Below are 16,589 nucleotides of genomic sequence, written 5' to 3' on the forward strand. Positions count from 1 at the left end.
TTCGATTGCAGTAGCATCTTTACTTCGTTTGCTATAATTTATAATAATATCTTCCTTTTTATCATATTGAGGAATATCAAATTTTGTTAAAGTAGAGGAAGATTCTAACTTGCCAAATATATAAAAGTCAATAATAATTTCAGGAATATCGTTTGCGTTAAAACAAAAGTAATGCAAGTATCTTTTAAGTAATTCCTCTTTAAATTTTTTATCGGTTAATGAATTATAAATGTTGCTTTGTTCAAGAAGACCTGTAAATAAAACTTTTGAGTAAGTTTCCTTTTCGTTTGTTTCTCGGCAATGATTCTGTTTAACAATTGCATTATTATTTAAGAAAGGTTTGCTTTTTGACAAAATAAATTCTCGCTCAAAGTATTTATCATTATTTTTAAAAACACTTTTAATTATTGTTCTATCAAAAAAGTGGACATATTGAATTCTTCCAGAACCTAAATTTTTGAATCCTTTTGAATTGTCTTTAAAAGTATTAAATCTTTTAAATTCATTCTCATTAAAGCCAATACCATTGTCTAAGATTTCAATTGCTTGAAATTCTGAGGTCTTATCTGTTAATTCGTTTGCGTAGATTGAAATTACGATTTTACCATTACCAAATTCTTTATCTTCACTTTTTTTAATTTTTATTGATTCTAAAGCATTGGTAAAAGCTTCAAAAACTGGAGATAAACTAGTTGGAGATTTTTTTATGTCACTTAAAATTCCAACAAATGATAGGTCTTGGGCAATTATATAATTAGATAAATCGTCACTCATAAGTTCTGTATTTTAGTATTATTGGCAACAACTTGTTTAACGTAATACATTTTACACCAAATAATCTCTATAGGCGTATTTGGCTTTGATAAATTTCTTCTAGTCGATTCATTATACTAGTTTGTATTTCTGTCTTTTTCTTTTAAGTACTTCTCAAACTCTATAAAAAAATTAGATAAGGATATTTTCTCTAAAATGCATATAGAATTTATTGTAGATACTGGAATATTGTATCCATTACCTTCATTTATCTTTGAAATTGTAGAAGATGATAGGTTACAAGCGTATGCATATTTGTTAAGACTAATTGGTTCTCCATTGATTTTAAATGGAGAGAAAAATCTTTGTTTTATATAATTGCAAATGCTTTTATTTAGGTTTAAAATTTTAGTTTCTATGACCATAAATATTTTTTAAAAAATATTGTTCGCTATAGCGAATAGTTGATTTTGTTTTATATATTTGTATATCAATTAATAGCGAAACGGAAAAAGCCTATGCTTTAACCGTAACGATGTTACTCATGAACGAAAACGACCAATATTCCACATGAGATAACCGTGGGTTCGCCATTTCTATTAGATTTTTATATCTTAGCGATATTAGTCTAATAGGGCGGACTTCATGTAAGTCTTTTGTGGACATAACTCTTGAGTTATGGGTGCTTGGTCGTACCGCGTTCAAAAGCTTTGGAGCTCGCCCTATTGGTATTTAACCAGCCAATATTGCTTATCTAATCTGCTTCTGGAGTACCATCGTTATCATAAACCATATTTATAAACTATGAGAACTATGAAAACGAAAACCAACAGTACCAATACATCCTTTACTTTGATCTGTAATCAAAGCAGGATTGCTATCCATCACTTAAGAAAGAACGTTATCCGGCATCCCGAATAATAACAGCAATAAAAGACAGAAAAGGAGAGAGGGCTGCAGCCATACTTATTTTGTATGCATGAAAGCTTGCCCCATCCCGATTTGTCCGCACCGGCTCTTTTGTTACAAAGGGCATGACTCATATATACAGCATAGCAGATACAGGTCTTAGATCGGTTAGGTTACTTTTATTTTTGCACTCTAAAAATACCAATCTTTTCTATTCCTTCCAAGTGTTATTGCACATATATCTATGTATTGCTAGTCGATATGACTGGTCGGTGCTTTTTAAGTGTTCAATTTTCATAGTATTATGTTTAGTTAGCAAAGTTCTAGGTTGATGTCAGTAGTTAGTGCCGTTACTAAATACCGGCTCACTAAGACTTATAGAGACTTATCATAATATTTTGATTAAATATTTAAAACCTAAAATTATGATGAATTTTTATTGGGTTAGAAGAGGACTGCTCATTCGGCGGGTTCCTCATGCTAACATATTAAAGTCTTTATCCATATTATTTATTGTTAAAATGGGGAAATTAGCTTTAAAAGTATTAAAGACAAATGATAGAGAAGGCTATGCAAAGTATTTAGCATCGCTGATATATGAATACCAGTTGAAGTTAAAGTATGCTTTGGACGCAGAAGAGCACTTGAATTTCGAGAAACAAAAAAGATCTAGAAAAGATGAAAACTGTAAATCTTTGGAATTTAATTGGCCTTCTACTTTGATCGCTTTTTTCTATCCTTCTTTTAACAATAGTAAGGTGATGATTACTAATAATACTGTTCACCTGCTTACAGGTTTTTTACTGTTATTTACCCAATTAATTATAATACCTGTACGAGGACAAAATGTCAATAGTACTACTATTGCGAATACTCCATTAAAAATTGGAGAGAAGGTACCTGATAACTTTTGGACTAAGGAACATTTATTCTATGTTAATGGTGATACCATACGTAAGAATCTTAGTGAATACAAAGGCAAACTATTAATTTTTGATTTTTGGGCGACTTGGTGTAAGAGTTGTATCGAAGGCTTTCCAAAGGTTGATTTATTACAAAAAAAGTTTAGTCCTGATATTAATTTTATACTTGTCAATTGTTCAAAAACAAAAGATTCTAAAGACAAAATAGCATCTTTTGTGGATCGATATACCAGTTCGTATGAAATAGCTCAACCAATGTTGGTTCTTGATGAGTATTTGCAAGACCTATTTCCTCATGTAGGAATCCCGCATTTTGTTTGGATTAATTCTGATGGTGCTTTTTTAGCCAATACCCATCCCAATGAAGTTAATTATAATTATATAAGTGAAGTTTTAGCAGGGAATACTTCTGCTATTCATCAAAAAATAGATGAACACTTATCTACAGTTTCTGCATTTGGAATAGACACTTTAGGTCTTATTCAACGGAATGTGTTTAAGAATTATGTTGAAGGTGCACAAGCTGATGCTGGAACGATTACTAGATATGGCAATTATCATAGATTTCAATTTATTAATCAGTATCTCAATTCGTTGTGTTATATGGCATATCCTGACGAGTTAAATGGAGTTCCACTACAGTATTTCATCTATGACAAGAACTTAAATGCAAATACAAAAAAGTTACTACTTAATAGCAGCCAATATGATATGTTTTGTTTTGAATTTTTGACCAATGATAAACTTGAGCATAATGATGTCAAATTTAAAATTCAGAATCTTCTTAAACAGCAATTTAATCTAGTACTGTATAGGGGCATGGCTGAAAAAGATGTATACGGTGTTCACGTAAACGATAAGATCTACCTACACCAAAGTGATGGGAAAATTGAAGAAAGACAAATGAACCCTGAATTAGGTCCTCTATATTATAAAAACATGTCATTATATGCCTTTATTCTAGGAATGAGAGAGTATATATCACTGCCTATAATAATGGATGCAGTACCCAATTTAAAAATAGATATATATTTTTCTAAACCATTTGAGACAATGACTGAAGAGGAAATTTTGGCTTTTCTGTCCCAATATGGGATTGACTTCATTCCCAAACGAGAAAATATAGTTTATGTAGAATTTAAATCTTACAATCATGGTTAAGAGTATTTTATGTGCATTATTACTATCCCTCTTTACAATTAGTCTTATATATGGACAGATAGGTTCTCAAACTGAACTGTCCTATAAGATTGATGGATATGTATTGGATAGAATTAATAAGTCTCCAATTAGCGGTGTTAATATTCAAAGTAAGCGTTTAGCATCAAGTGTGCAAACTGACCATCGCGGTTTTTTTACAATTTTAGTTTCCTCTCCGATTGATACTTTGATATTGAAGCATATTGGTTTTGAAAACTATTTATTGCCAATTACAAGTAGTAGTAAAAAGCCTTTAGAAGCTTTATTAACTACGAGTTCTAAAGTATTGGATGAAGTATTAATCAATACAGGTTACCAGCAGCTTAAACCTAATGAAACTACAGGAGCTATTCAGGTATTGGATGAGAAAGCTTTAAATCAGCAGATTGGGACTAATATTTTAGAAAGGTTAAACAATATTAGTACAGCAGTTAGGTTTGATAATGAACCTATACAGAATACTGATCTTCAAAAAACTAATATTTCTGTTCGAGGTATGAGCACTATTAATGGTATGTTAGATCCACTTATAGTCCTTGATGGTTTCATTTATGAAGGCAATATAAACAATATTGATCCCAATAATATTGAATCTATAAGTATTTTAAAGGATGCTGCGGCAACCTCAATTTGGGGGGCAAGAGCTGGTAATGGCGTAATTGTTATCTCTACGAAAAAAGCAAAAGCTGGGGTTAATAACGAAATATCTTTTAATAGTACTTTCACCTTGAAACAGAAACCGGCATTGTTTGATTTATATCAGCCTAATACAAGCGATTTTATAGCTGTAGAGCAAATGTTGTTTAAGTCTGGATATTATACTAGACAGCTGCAACGAACACCATATCTTGCCATTACACCAGCTACAGAAATTCTTTATCAGCGTAGCCTGAATACAATAAGTAGTGAAGATTCCTTACGCTTAATGCAGGAGCTTATAGCAAGCGACCTTAAAGAGTCTTATACAAAAGAGTTTTTAATACAACCCATCATACAACAATATGGAGTAGGTATTCGTGGTAATAGTGCTTTGAATTCGTATAACCTTGGGTTTGGTTATACAAATGATAAAAATGCTTATGCTAATTATTCGAATAAAATGCATATAACGGCTGGAAATAGCTATAAACCCTTTAAAAATCTACAACTTGATTTATCATTTATCTTTACAGATCAAACTGTTAATAGTGGAAGACTTCCTTACGAGTCTTTTACATATGGGGGGAAGAGGGTACCATATGGAAGTTTTAGAGATTTAGATGGTAATGGTTTACCTTTTTATAATTCTTATCGTAAAGAGTTTATTGATTCTTATTTAAGTGATTATTTATTAGATTGGAAGTATTATCCGACAGAAGATTATAAGCATAGCACAATTAATACTAGGTTAAATGAATTCTATCCGAATCTAAGAATTGGATTCAAAGTGTTACCTTTTCTTAATTTACAGGTTGCAGGACAATATCAGTATCAAAAAATAGATAATAATCGACTTCATACACAGGAAAGCTATGCTGCGCGTTTAATGATTAATCAGTTTTCTCAAGTAAACCAACAAACAGGAGTAGTTACCTATAAAGTTCCGCTGGGAGGTATAAGATCTTCTGAAAAAAATGAGGTTTCATCTTACACTTTGAGAGCGCAAGCTGATGTAGATAAACAATGGGGTAATTATCGCTTATTGGGGATTGTTGGAGCTGAGATCAGAGAAAGTCAGTCGAATGGTGAAACATTTACTGCTTATGGTTATACCGATAATCCATTGAAAAGTATTCCAGTAGATTTTGTGAGTTATTTTCCAATCTTACCAACGAATAGTTCGTCTACGATTTCTGGAGTACCTTTCTTTTCTAAAACTATTAATAGATTTAGCTCATTATATAGTAATTTTAGTCTATTGTATAAAGAAAAATATGGCTTATCGGCTAGTGTTCGACGAGATGGCGCCAATATATTTGGTGCAGATACAAATGATAAATGGACACCATTTTGGTCATCTGGTTTATTTTGGGATATCACAAATGAATCTTTTAAACCAAGCGTGTTTCAGCAATTAAAAATAAGAGCTACTTATGGTGTTAGTGGCAATGTAGATTTGCGAAAAACAGCTCTTCCTATAGCAAACCCTACAACTGGACTTTATACCAATTATCCAGCATTGGTGATTGGAAGTTTGAATGATCCATCTTTAAGATGGGAGAAAATAAGCACGCTTAATTTTGGAGTCGATTGGTCATTATTAAATAATAGACTAACGGGTAACTTGGACTATTATATTAAAAATGGGAATGATTTATACGGCTTAGATATTTATGACTATACTCTTTGGGGAGTAGATGGAACTATTGTTAAAAATACAGCATCTATGCTATCCAAGGGGGTAGAGTTGAATTTGAACAGTATCAATACTACCGGTATAGTACAGTGGGGTACATCCTTATTATTTAGTCATAATCGAAATAAGACAACGAAATATTATAGTAGGTATGGAAGTAATATAAGTACTCTTTTGACTGATGGTAATACGATTACGCCTATTGTAGGTAGTCCCCTTTATTCTTTAGCGGCTTATAGATGGGCTGGTTTAGATGATAAAGGTAATCCGATTGGTTATTACCAAGGAGAAGAAAGCACCAATTATAATGATATAAGATTAGAAGCTTCATCTGCTAATGCATCAAATATTGTTTATCTAGGTTCAGCGAAGCCGCAGTATTTTGGAGCGTTAATAAATAGGTTTGACTATAAGCAGTTTTCTCTTTCGGTAAATATAAGCTATAAAGCGGGATACAAAGTACGTAAACCTGTTACTAGAAGTAGTAATCTGTATACTAGAGGAATAGCTTATCCTGATTTTGAGAAAAGATGGCAAAATCCTGGCGATGAATATTTAACCAATGTGCCATCTTTATTGTATCCAATTAATGAATATCGTGACACCTTTTATGCAATGTCAGAGATTAATGTGTTAAATGGAAGTCATGTTAGGTTAGAATATATTAATCTGAGTTATAGACCCAAATTAAAATCCTTTTCTAATCGCGGCTTTTTGGAACTATTTGCTAATGCGAATAATCTTGGTCTGTTATGGACAGCCAACGATGAAGGATTTGATCCAGAGTATAAATATAATCTAAAACCTCAAAGAGGATTTGGGTTTGGTTTTAGAGCTAATTTTTAAATTATCATTATGAAAAAGCAAACATATATACTACTATTCTTGCCATTATTTCTAATGTTAGGATGCAATAAGTATTTGGATCTTCAATCCAATAATGCATTAGTCGTTCCAAAATCACTTGACGACTTTCAAAAGCTTTTAGATGCAAATAGTTTCATTAATTTTAATATGTGCTCTAATGGAGAAATATCAGCTGATGATTACTTTTTAAAAACAACAGTTTTTGAACAATTTTCTGACGATGCTAGGGATTTATACCTTTGGAGGAATTTTAATTATTTATTCAATAATGATTGGGCGAAAGCTTATATTCCAATATATACTTCGAATTTAGTATTAGAAGGTTTAGAAAAACTCGCCATAACGGAATCAAATAAAGATGAATTTAATAGGATTAAAGGATCTGCACTATATGTAAGAGGAAGTCAACTGCTTAGTTTAGTATGGGTATTTGCTAAAGCATATAATCCAAATACCAGTTCTAGTGATCTGGGAGTTGTTCTTCGTAGTAGCTCAAATCCTAATGAAACTTCCAAGAGAGCTTCTGTAGAGGAATCGTATAATTTTATACTAAATGACTTAAAAGATGCTGTTAAATATCTACCAAAAGTATCAACTCATGTAATGAGACCCTCGCAAAGTGCAGCTTTTGCTTCACTAGCAAGGACATATCTTAGTATGTCAGTATATGATTCTGCTTATTATTATGCCGATAAAGCATTAGAAAGTAATAATGAGTTAATTGATTTTAATCAATTAACAAAAACTAGCCCTTATCCATTGGAAAGGTTTAATAAGGAGACTATATACTATGCTCAATTAGCTCCTATGTATCCTAATATTCATCCTTTTTATGCTTCGATTGATACACTTTTATATAATTCTTATCATGTAGATGATTTAAGGAAGGATATATACTTTAGTCAAACTGGGGATGGTTATTTTCAATTTAAAGGTAGTTATTGTGGTTCAATTGATTTATTTGGCGGTATTGCAACAGATGAGTTGTATTTAATCAGAGCAGAGAGTGCTGCAAGATTAAATAATATATCAAGTGCATTAAATGATTTAAATACGTTGTTACAAAAGCGTTGGATAACTGGTAGGTATGTTGCTCTAGCAACTGACGATAATGATGTTTTAGTTAATACTATTCTTGAAGAGCGAAGAAAGGAATTATTGATGAGGGGCCTACGCTGGATTGACATTAAGCGTCTAAATGTGTTAAATGGATCAATTTCTATCGTGAGAAAGTTGAATGGTGAAACTTATACGCTTCCTGCAAATGATAATAGATTTGCATTACCGCTGCCACAAGACGTAATACAATCATCTGGAATGCCTCAAAATCCGTACTAAAAGAATAGAAATGATCCCCGATTAGGGGATCATTTTTTGCTTTAGACTAGTTTCTATTTTGTGCATTCAAAGGAGTGCTGCTCGAGCCACCGGATTTATTAGGGATATAATTATTCGGTGTTGTTAATTGGGCACTTAATTGAAATTTTGAAGGATCTAATTCTTGAATTGATGGATTCTCTGGTGAAGGACTAAGGTCTGTTTGTTCAACGATCATAGCACAAGCACGAGTGGAACCAGTGTTACATGTAAGTCCATTAGGTTGATCATTCCAAAACGACTCATCTGCTACTTCAGCTGGGTTTGAGGAATCTCCATGGAAATAGATTGTTACAGGAGCTAAAAGTGATTCTTTTTTAGTAAATGACATCAATGTCATTGATCCAATTGCAATAACTAAGGCTACCAAAGCCATTGCATAATTTTTGATTTTTTTCATAGTAATTGATTTACTGTGGTTATTTGTTTTATTTAATTGGACTAGCTTGTAGGTTAGTCCATTTTGGTTATCCTGTAGCTTTCATTTTTTGTACGATGCCTGAAAGTATACTTTTAGATAACTAGAAGACCATTTGGCTGGCGATGCCCTTTGCCTAAATTAACCTAGAATCTAGGCGCCGCTTTGATTGTATATTTAGTTGTATATAGAATTCTATGATTTATCAGATATGCGATTCTTATTTACTACTGTTTCTAAGTACCAAGCTGCTATGCTTAACAGTAAAAAAGTAAGGTTGAACCAAAGATGTTCTTGCCAATTCAATTGTGATAGTATTAATCCACAACCACATGGTAGTTTATCCCATACATATAACAGTGCACTAGCAATGTATAGCGTAAATATGCTCATCAGAAAAGTAGATGAGATGAAGCCCAAACGTCGATATTTTGGTATTACTATTAGGATTACTGTCAAGATTTCTAATAAGGGGATACTGTAAATAATTACTTTGGCAAGGATGATATTAAAAGGCTGCTTGTTTATATCTTGTTTGAATGATTCAAAATCTAATAGCTTATTTAGGCTAGTTGGTATCCAAAGTATTAATAAAAGGATAGTGATACCTTGAAGTATATATAGTGGCTTTTTCATAGTTTCAAAATATTTAAATAGATGATTTTCTTATCTATTGTAAAATTCAAAACTGTTTTATTAAAAAATAGTACGCACTATTGGTATTAAATATTGGGTGTTTTACTTATTTCTCCATGTATTGGATGCTCGAAATATGGATGCTCTTGAAATACCTAAAAGTTGGGCCACTTCTTTGTGCGTGATTTGGTTTTTTAAATCCTTAAGGTTTTTAATGAAATATAAATATCGATCAGTTGGGCTATTGATCGTACTAAGTATTCGCAATTGTGCTAGCTGCTTTTTCTTCTTATTATTAAGTATGCTAATTAGGGTGTTCACTTCCGGGATGTGCTGTACATATTTTATCGAATTATAGGATATTCGTACAACCCTAGTGTTCGCATGTAGTACTATAATATTGCCTATAGATGGTGTATGGCTGTAAAGGTGTGTCGTACTCATCATAGCCATTTCTGGGAGTGCTAAACTTAAGATGTATATTTTATAATTACCATCATATCTAATTCTCGCTAATGCTCCTCGACTTACAAAGTACAAGTTTTTCTGTCGTTCACCCTCTACATATAATATTTCATCTTTGGATAGTGCTGGAATTACTTCGATATTTTGCTTTAACCAGTCTATATGCCACTTTTCTAAGAGGCAGTGCTTTTTCCAAAATCTTAAAAGTGCCAAATAGCTCGGATTGTTGTTTCTGATAATTGTCATTTTATTTTGATTAAGTTTTGGACATTGTTAAATACAATAGGAAGGGGCTTAGACTTCCTATTGCTATGAAGGGGAATATTGCTTTCGTTAAATTGAATAACTTATAGATACATATAATGTGCTATTCATTATTAGCTCTAGATCTTCAGAATATCGAGAATTGTTTATTTGATCAACACCAAATAATTTACCTCGCCCTTCCTTGTTACCATTAGTTTCATCTTTGGTAAAAACTATTGAATTACGATTTGTTAAACTTTCAGTTAGTTTGTCTTTTAACTGGTTTTTGAGTAGTAATGGAAGATTGGTTAAGTATGACTCTTGGGAAGGGTTTAGGATTATGTGGCTTATAATCCATGAATCAAAATTTATTGCAATTGAATCTATTTCAATTTGCAAGTCTTCCTGTGATAGGGCATAAAGGTTTGCGATCAATGTCGCAATACCTAAATTTGTTAAAGGCTGTTTTTCCATTTTATTATGTTTTGTTAGTATTACAAATCTAGGTTGATGTAAAGGTTGTTGGATTAGGCTTTAGCTTCGGATGTGCCCTAAGAACATCTTGAAATCCCGAACTACATCAATTATGTTAATTTAGTAAATATTATACCCATATTGCTCTTGGGGAAAATATACCTCAACAACATTTTTATTCTTAATTATTTGCCTTTTTTGTGGGTAGGTGTTTTGTTGTGTGTTTTGTTGTGTGTTTTGAATTACTTATATTTCAACACATTACACTATGGCGTCTGCTTATGAAGTTTTTTTCTAAACATATAAAAACAGTAATATTTGCTTTAGGAGCATTCATTTTATCATATTACATTTTAATGGCAAGGCAGACCATTCTCTTAGCAACTGCTATCCAAAGCTTTCAATTCTGGTTAATGCTAGTATCAGGCGCCATTTGCTTTTATGGCTATTTTAGTTATTCTGCCTTTCTAAATCAAAAATTACAATACTCAACAAGAAATTCAATTCTTATCTTTTTGATTTTGCGTTTTTCATTAGGGGTATGGATTCCTAGTGCCATAATTTTGTTTTTAGTCAAAGAGCTTTTTGGCCTATTAGGGATAGATTTCATGGAAACTGGCTATATGGATACAGAATATTTTATTTTAATGATTGTTTTGTATAGCACAACTATTGCCTTTATTGCTATGTGTTTTTATAAACGTTACCAACAAACTCAAGAATCGCTTAATATTCTCTTATTAGATACAAATCATCCAATAGATTCCGAATCTAAACTAGCTGAAGAACCTACCTCTGGAATAGCGGTTAACTCTTTTGTAATTGAAATAGATAAACAAGAAACTTTTAAAAGGGAACTAGCAGATATGTTATTACATGTTGTTTTAATTAGAAAACGTAAGAGTAATACATTTTTGTTTCGAGATGATGGAACCTGCGAACTATTTGTTAGTGATCCTTTGGTTATAGATCTTTTTATTCAAGAGAATACCATCATCCAGATTAATCGATGGATTTGGGTTAATACATTTTTTATCAAAGATATACAGCGAGAAAACAATGAGGACTCTATAGCACTGCTCGAGGATTTACAGGAGAAATTTTATAACTGCAAAGCCTTCCAGGAACCAAATGCCCAGAATCAGTTAGGAAATAAACCAAGTCTATATATTGGCAGATCTTATAAAAAAGATGTTAAACAATGGATAAAAGATAATAAGGGGAATATAGATGCTTAATTATTAATAGTTGAAAGTAGGTAACATGTTTGATTAGGTACTGGGCTTAGTACTTTCTATTTTTCAATGTTCAAGTAAGAAGCTTGTGCTTCAAACTTATTTCAATAAGCAATTTCTATGGAATTTAAAGTTGTATTAGTAAACTTATTAACAAAAATTAATAGTCAATTAAATCATTATCAACACACTAAGCCGATTGATAATAAAGAAATTATTCTTCACGTTGAAGATGTGCTATTATATCTTCGGATCTCTAGAAGGACTTACTATCGATTAGTTCAAAGAGGAGAACTTAAGCCTCGAATAATAGGAGGTAGGCATTACTATTATGCTGATGACTTACAAAACGTATTAGAGCAAAGTAAGAATAAAGGACGGTATTAAAATATTTATGGGTAATTAGATCCTTATTAGATGGCACATTTTGGCATAGTAAAATGCCTTTATGTGCCATTTTTAGCCATAATTATAAACTGTTATGACATATCTCTAATTTTAAGATGATGAATTCAAGTTCACATACCTTTTAACATTTAGTCCTATGAACTCATTGTATCTAGAATCAATATATGAAGGAATGCTTAAAGAGTTGAGACGTATTAATGATCCATTAATAAGTACAGTTCTTGATCTTTCAAACTCCGTGAACATTACACTCAAGTGTTTATCAGAATTACAAAATAGTATAGTTTGCAATCCCTTTGAAAATGATAAAGCAGAAATTCATTTTTTTAAGTATATAAAGCCACAGTTTCAAAGCTGGCATATCTATATTATAGAGCTACATCATGTGATTAATTTGATCCCCATAAGTACAGATCAGACGATAAAGAAGTATTATTTGCATGAATTAAAAGTTATTAATAGATTTTTTGAACGCTATGGATTATATTACCAGTATTATTTAGCAGATGATAATAGCAGAGATACTGATTTCTTTTTAAGTAGAAATTTAAGACATCTACCTGCAGAATTAAAGCTTACAGCTAAAATGGATAGCTTTACAAGCAGTTTAGATTTACTTTTTGCTAAATTCAAAGCCTATGAAATGTTACGTGATTGCCTAGTGCGAAAAGTGAAAGAATTAGATAAAAAAAGAGAGATAGATTTTCTTGAAAAGGAATTGGTACAACAGCGCCGATCTTGGTCTGGTAATAAAATTGAATTAGTAGAATTAGCATATGCCTTATATCACTCTAAAAGAATAAATGGAGGAAAAGCAGAGCTTGGAGAAATCATTTCTTGGTTAGAAAATAGTTTAAATACTGATCTAGGTCAATCCTATCGTATGTTTACAGATATAAGTCGTCGCAAGTTGGTAAGCCATACTAAGTTTTTAGATGAAATGAAAGTAACTTTAAAATCACATATAGAAAGTGGCTTTGGACATAAGTTAACTACGAAAAAAGAACTTTAAATGTTTACTAGTTTAAGATCTAATTATAAACTATGTACACAGTACTCTTTACATTTGAAATACTGTATTAATCTTTTTTTGATATGCTTCCTTTTGCCAATATAGATTAATTGATCTTTTTGGTCAACATTAAAGTGTACACGAACTTGATTGGGTATATCTTGAATATAATCTAGTAAGTGGTTGTCCATTATTTACGGAATTTAAAATCAGCAGAATAGTTCTCTATTTTATTTAATAACTCTTGTTGTTAATTGTTCGCAATATTAACCCTTAGTGCAGTTAATCTTATCGCATATAATGCCATCAACAATCTTAAAATCATTAACATTGCAAAATCTATTATTAGTATAGTACAATTTTAACCAATCTCAAACTCTTCCGGTCTGAAGTAAGATTTAGATTATTCGCAAACAATCCAATAGTTATTAACTCGTTCTGTTGATATTATTAATGCAATATCAAATGATATTTCTTTTGTTCCAATTTAATTGCACGATATTTTTTTACTAAAATTTTTAGTAAAAAGTAATTATTAAATTTATATTCTCAAATTTAGAGGTTATTATTTCATTTATCTGTCGCGACATATTTATTAAACTAATTAAGATTTAATATTTGGGCTAATTATGCAGCATAATGGCTTACCATAGCAGATAGAGTTCTGTTTAGTCTAATCCTCGGCCAAGATAGCATTTTGAGTAGTCTTTGGACTAAGGCCCTGATAAATAGGAGGGCTCTCAGGGCTAGGTTATTCAATTAATAGAACACAAAGTTACTTCACCAGATTGACGCGCTCCATTTCACTAGGCAAACACACACAATAAAATTATTAAAAAAATGGGTATCCGTTCTTTTGAGAACGGAGCCTCCTCACTACGTTCATTTTTTTAGCAATTTCCTTTGCTTGGTCAATCTTTTGTCTCGTAGGGCACAGGTGTTAATTAATTTTTTCACCTTAAAGCGTTACATTATGCAAACTTTTTTAGACTTTAAAGAACTACTAAACAGCAATGAAAACATTATTGTTAATGAATTAAGCCTTTCTTATAAAAGATCGCTTCAATTAAATGATCCCCAATTTAAGCAATTGAATAGCTCAACCAAAGTAAGTAACCTTCTTCGCGAAATTTGGGATGAAGGTCAATTGGAAGTTAGGGAAAGTTTCTACTTACTTTGTTTCTCCACAGGCTTAGATCTACTAGGATATCAGAAGATCTCAGAAGGAGGTTTAGATGCCGTTGTTGTAGATCTTAGGTTATTGTTTTCAATAGCCCTATTATCTAGAGCTACATCAATTGTAATTGCTCATAATCATCCATCTGGAACGCTTAAACCAAGTCAAGCAGATAAGATTCTTACAGAAAAAATTGTTCAAGCAGGTGAACTGTTTTCTATTAGAGTAAATGATCATATCATATTAACAGAATCGGGTTATTACTCTTTTCGAGATGAAGGGCTATTATAAGCTCTTCATTTATTTAAAGTAATTTATATTCAGTCTTATTTCTTTTGATTTTGAAAGAAGTAAAGCTATTATATGTTGACCTATTCAAAAGCTTGATTTCTTAATACTTTTTCTTATTCATTAGCCTTTGTATAAGGTGCTTTGATGAAAGCACGTCAGTATGGTAATAATATTCTATAGTCATCATGTTTTTTAATAGCTCAGCTTCATACGTATACTATTGGAAATGGGAGAGGCTGAGCCATTATCTACTATTAATTATTTTCAAAAACATAGGTTTCCTGTTAAAAAAAATTTATACCAATTAATTCATATTGGTATAGATTAAACTGTAAAATACCTAAATAGGAAATACTTATAGTTATAGAGTCGTTATCATAGTATGCTCTTTAAATAATACCATTATAAAAGCATATCTAGCGTTTTTTATTTGTTTTTTTATCGATTTTTTTCTGAAATAAATCGATGCCAATATGCTCACCTTGTGAAAAGTCCCTCTATAGTCTTATCAACTTTGATCTCAATAAAAGATTCGTTCTTTGACATTGAGGGAAGAAGCATTTCTGATAAATTAACAGAAATTATAGTGCAGTCGAATTGAAAAATCGATGAACCATAGGCAGCCGGTTTCGGCAGGTATGTAGATACCTACGTGAGTATTCCCAATCCGTAAAACGATTATTATAACAGTAGAATAAGGTTGTTAATTTATACCTATAAAAGGGAGTAACTCTAATTTGAGTGCTCCCTTTTATAGGTATAGGGAACTTAGTTTTTCTTTTCGATAATCTAATTATACACAAAAAATCATCAAAATGGTAACATGGAATAATGCTACAAAGATCAAAGATCACGTGGCCTTGGTCGATCTATTGGCCAAATTGGGACATAATGCAGAGTATAGCTCTGGTAAAGAATTGTTTTATAAAAGTATGCTTCGCCAAGAGCAAACAGCTTCATTTTGTGTTGATGAAAGACTTGGTGTCTGGTATGATCATGGTGGCGCTAATCCTTCTGGTATTAAAGGTGGAAATATCATAGACTTCGCTTTAGCATTTTGGTACCCTATGCCATTTATTGATGTACTCAAAAAGATTTCTGATGTTATGAATATTTCGCTTTCTGAACTTCAAGAAGTTCAGGTACAGCAAAGGCGCCCACGAATTAGAGCATCTAAAGTTCCGAACTACGAAATTGAAACAATCAAAGAATTGGATACCCATCCAGCAATAAGTCGTTACTTAAAAAGTAGAGGTATTTGGGATGTTGCTAAGGATCATATAAAAGAAGTTTATTATGCTATTAAAACCGGTCCAAAAGCAGGTCGACAATTTTTTTCTGCAGGTTGGCAAAATGATAGTGGAGGATGGGAACTTCGTAATGAGATAGCTGAGCGTAGCTTTAAAGCATGTTTAGGAAAAAAAGCAATAACAACAATTCCAGGCAGTAGCAAGGAAGTTTCTATGTTTGAGGGCTACTTAGATTACCTAAGTTGGAAAATTGATAACCCAGATGCTGCTGATACTATTATGGTCTTGAATTCTGTTAATTTATTAGATGCAGCCGTTTCAAAAGCAATTACTTTTCCAATAGTAAAGGTATATTTTGATCGTGATAAAGCTGGTGAGTGTGCATTTGCTAGTTTGAAAGCCTCAATTCCAAATGCAATAGATTGTTCACGTATTTATTTTAAATATAAAGATTATAATGAAATGTTAATGGCAAGGCAAAGCAATCAGCTATTCTATGAAGAAGAGAATATATATGAAAAGATGATGGCTAGCTATAGAAGGTAATACATAAGCTAATTAGCATGTTTAGTAACTCAACGGTTAACTAGCTTATTGGCTAATCAATAAGATG

General features: G+C 31.8%; 13 protein-coding genes and 1 pseudogene. 9 read left to right on the forward strand and 5 right to left on the reverse strand.

What is annotated here, in order from left to right:
• A pseudogene (locus IP023_RS13620) lies at nt 1–774 on the reverse strand (ATP-binding protein); the annotation flags it as partial.
• A 195-nt stretch (nt 775–969) separates the two neighbouring features.
• On the opposite strand from IP023_RS13620, the gene IP023_RS13625 reads away from it, so the two are divergent.
• The 4 genes from IP023_RS13625 to IP023_RS13640 all read left to right on the forward strand — a co-directional run bounded on the left by IP023_RS13625 (nt 970) and on the right by IP023_RS13640 (nt 8,325).
• The gene (locus IP023_RS13625; protein ID WP_241790948.1) at nt 970–1,131 is read left to right on the forward strand and encodes a hypothetical protein; all 162 of its coding nucleotides are present in this window, start codon (nt 970–972) and stop codon (nt 1,129–1,131) included.
• A 956-nt stretch (nt 1,132–2,087) separates the two neighbouring features.
• Nucleotides 2,088–3,746: a TlpA family protein disulfide reductase gene (locus IP023_RS13630; RefSeq protein WP_241790949.1), complete on the forward strand. Its 1,659-nt coding sequence runs from the start codon at nt 2,088–2,090 to the stop codon at nt 3,744–3,746.
• A complete protein-coding gene (locus IP023_RS13635; RefSeq protein ID WP_241790950.1) occupies nt 3,739–6,966 on the forward strand; it encodes a SusC/RagA family TonB-linked outer membrane protein in 3,228 nt (1,075 codons plus the stop codon). Before IP023_RS13630 ends, IP023_RS13635 begins: the two co-directional genes overlap by 8 nt.
• Before the next feature lie 9 nt (nt 6,967–6,975).
• Nucleotides 6,976–8,325, forward strand: a complete 1,350-nt coding sequence (locus tag IP023_RS13640) for a RagB/SusD family nutrient uptake outer membrane protein (protein ID WP_241790951.1) — start codon at nt 6,976–6,978, stop codon at nt 8,323–8,325.
• A 46-nt stretch (nt 8,326–8,371) separates the two neighbouring features.
• Here the strand turns inward: IP023_RS13640 and IP023_RS13645 are convergent, their stop codons facing one another.
• The 4 genes from IP023_RS13645 to IP023_RS13660 form a co-directional block, all read right to left on the reverse strand.
• The gene (locus IP023_RS13645; protein ID WP_241790952.1) at nt 8,372–8,764 is read right to left on the reverse strand and encodes a hypothetical protein; all 393 of its coding nucleotides are present in this window, start codon (nt 8,762–8,764) and stop codon (nt 8,372–8,374) included.
• A gap of 213 nt (nt 8,765–8,977) precedes the next feature.
• Nucleotides 8,978–9,418 (reverse strand): MauE/DoxX family redox-associated membrane protein, encoded by a 441-nt coding sequence (locus tag IP023_RS13650; protein ID WP_241790953.1) that lies wholly within the window; start codon nt 9,416–9,418, stop codon nt 8,978–8,980.
• 102 nt (nt 9,419–9,520) lie between these two features.
• Entirely contained in the window at nt 9,521–10,129 is a 609-nt protein-coding gene (locus IP023_RS13655; RefSeq protein WP_241790954.1) for a Crp/Fnr family transcriptional regulator, read from the reverse strand.
• A gap of 87 nt (nt 10,130–10,216) precedes the next feature.
• A complete protein-coding gene (locus IP023_RS13660) occupies nt 10,217–10,603 on the reverse strand; it encodes a hypothetical protein (protein ID WP_241790955.1) in 387 nt (128 codons plus the stop codon).
• A gap of 356 nt (nt 10,604–10,959) precedes the next feature.
• Between IP023_RS13660 and IP023_RS13665 the strand changes: the two genes are divergently transcribed.
• The 5 genes from IP023_RS13665 to IP023_RS13680 all read left to right on the forward strand — a co-directional run bounded on the left by IP023_RS13665 (nt 10,960) and on the right by IP023_RS13680 (nt 16,522).
• Complete coding sequence (locus IP023_RS13665) at nt 10,960–11,841, forward strand: hypothetical protein (RefSeq protein ID WP_241790956.1); 882 nt, start codon at nt 10,960–10,962, stop codon at nt 11,839–11,841.
• Nucleotides 11,842–11,958: 117 nt separating this feature from the next.
• The gene (locus IP023_RS15965) at nt 11,959–12,225 is read left to right on the forward strand and encodes a helix-turn-helix transcriptional regulator (RefSeq protein WP_394801858.1); all 267 of its coding nucleotides are present in this window, start codon (nt 11,959–11,961) and stop codon (nt 12,223–12,225) included.
• Nucleotides 12,226–12,382: 157 nt separating this feature from the next.
• The gene (locus IP023_RS13670; RefSeq protein WP_241790957.1) at nt 12,383–13,258 is read left to right on the forward strand and encodes an RteC domain-containing protein; all 876 of its coding nucleotides are present in this window, start codon (nt 12,383–12,385) and stop codon (nt 13,256–13,258) included.
• Nucleotides 13,259–14,231: 973 nt separating this feature from the next.
• Nucleotides 14,232–14,726, forward strand: a complete 495-nt coding sequence (locus IP023_RS13675; RefSeq protein WP_241790958.1) for a JAB domain-containing protein — start codon at nt 14,232–14,234, stop codon at nt 14,724–14,726.
• An 815-nt stretch (nt 14,727–15,541) separates the two neighbouring features.
• Nucleotides 15,542–16,522, forward strand: a complete 981-nt coding sequence (locus tag IP023_RS13680) for a toprim domain-containing protein (protein WP_241790959.1) — start codon at nt 15,542–15,544, stop codon at nt 16,520–16,522.
• The last annotated feature ends 67 nt before the right edge of the window (nt 16,523–16,589 follow it).

The organism is Sphingobacterium rhinopitheci (assembly GCF_022627575.1).
Lineage (GTDB): Bacteria > Bacteroidota > Bacteroidia > Sphingobacteriales > Sphingobacteriaceae > Sphingobacterium > Sphingobacterium rhinopitheci.

Excerpts from the sequence above, each read along its gene's own strand:
- IP023_RS13625 (WP_241790948.1), top strand. The coding sequence starts at position 970 with ATGCATATAGAATTTATTGTAGATACTGGAATATTGTATCCATTACCT.
- IP023_RS13630 (WP_241790949.1), top strand. The coding sequence starts at position 2,088 with ATGATGAATTTTTATTGGGTTAGAAGAGGACTGCTCATTCGGCGGGTT.
- IP023_RS13635 (WP_241790950.1), top strand. The coding sequence starts at position 3,739 with ATGGTTAAGAGTATTTTATGTGCATTATTACTATCCCTCTTTACAATT.
- IP023_RS13640 (WP_241790951.1), top strand. The coding sequence starts at position 6,976 with ATGAAAAAGCAAACATATATACTACTATTCTTGCCATTATTTCTAATG.
- IP023_RS13645 (WP_241790952.1), bottom strand. The coding sequence starts at position 8,764 with ATGAAAAAAATCAAAAATTATGCAATGGCTTTGGTAGCCTTAGTTATT.
- IP023_RS13650 (WP_241790953.1), bottom strand. The coding sequence starts at position 9,418 with ATGAAAAAGCCACTATATATACTTCAAGGTATCACTATCCTTTTATTA.
- IP023_RS13655 (WP_241790954.1), bottom strand. The coding sequence starts at position 10,129 with ATGACAATTATCAGAAACAACAATCCGAGCTATTTGGCACTTTTAAGA.
- IP023_RS13660 (WP_241790955.1), bottom strand. The coding sequence starts at position 10,603 with ATGGAAAAACAGCCTTTAACAAATTTAGGTATTGCGACATTGATCGCA.
- IP023_RS13665 (WP_241790956.1), top strand. The coding sequence starts at position 10,960 with ATGGCAAGGCAGACCATTCTCTTAGCAACTGCTATCCAAAGCTTTCAA.
- IP023_RS15965 (WP_394801858.1), top strand. The coding sequence starts at position 11,959 with ATGGAATTTAAAGTTGTATTAGTAAACTTATTAACAAAAATTAATAGT.
- IP023_RS13670 (WP_241790957.1), top strand. The coding sequence starts at position 12,383 with ATGAACTCATTGTATCTAGAATCAATATATGAAGGAATGCTTAAAGAG.
- IP023_RS13675 (WP_241790958.1), top strand. The coding sequence starts at position 14,232 with ATGCAAACTTTTTTAGACTTTAAAGAACTACTAAACAGCAATGAAAAC.
- IP023_RS13680 (WP_241790959.1), top strand. The coding sequence starts at position 15,542 with ATGGTAACATGGAATAATGCTACAAAGATCAAAGATCACGTGGCCTTG.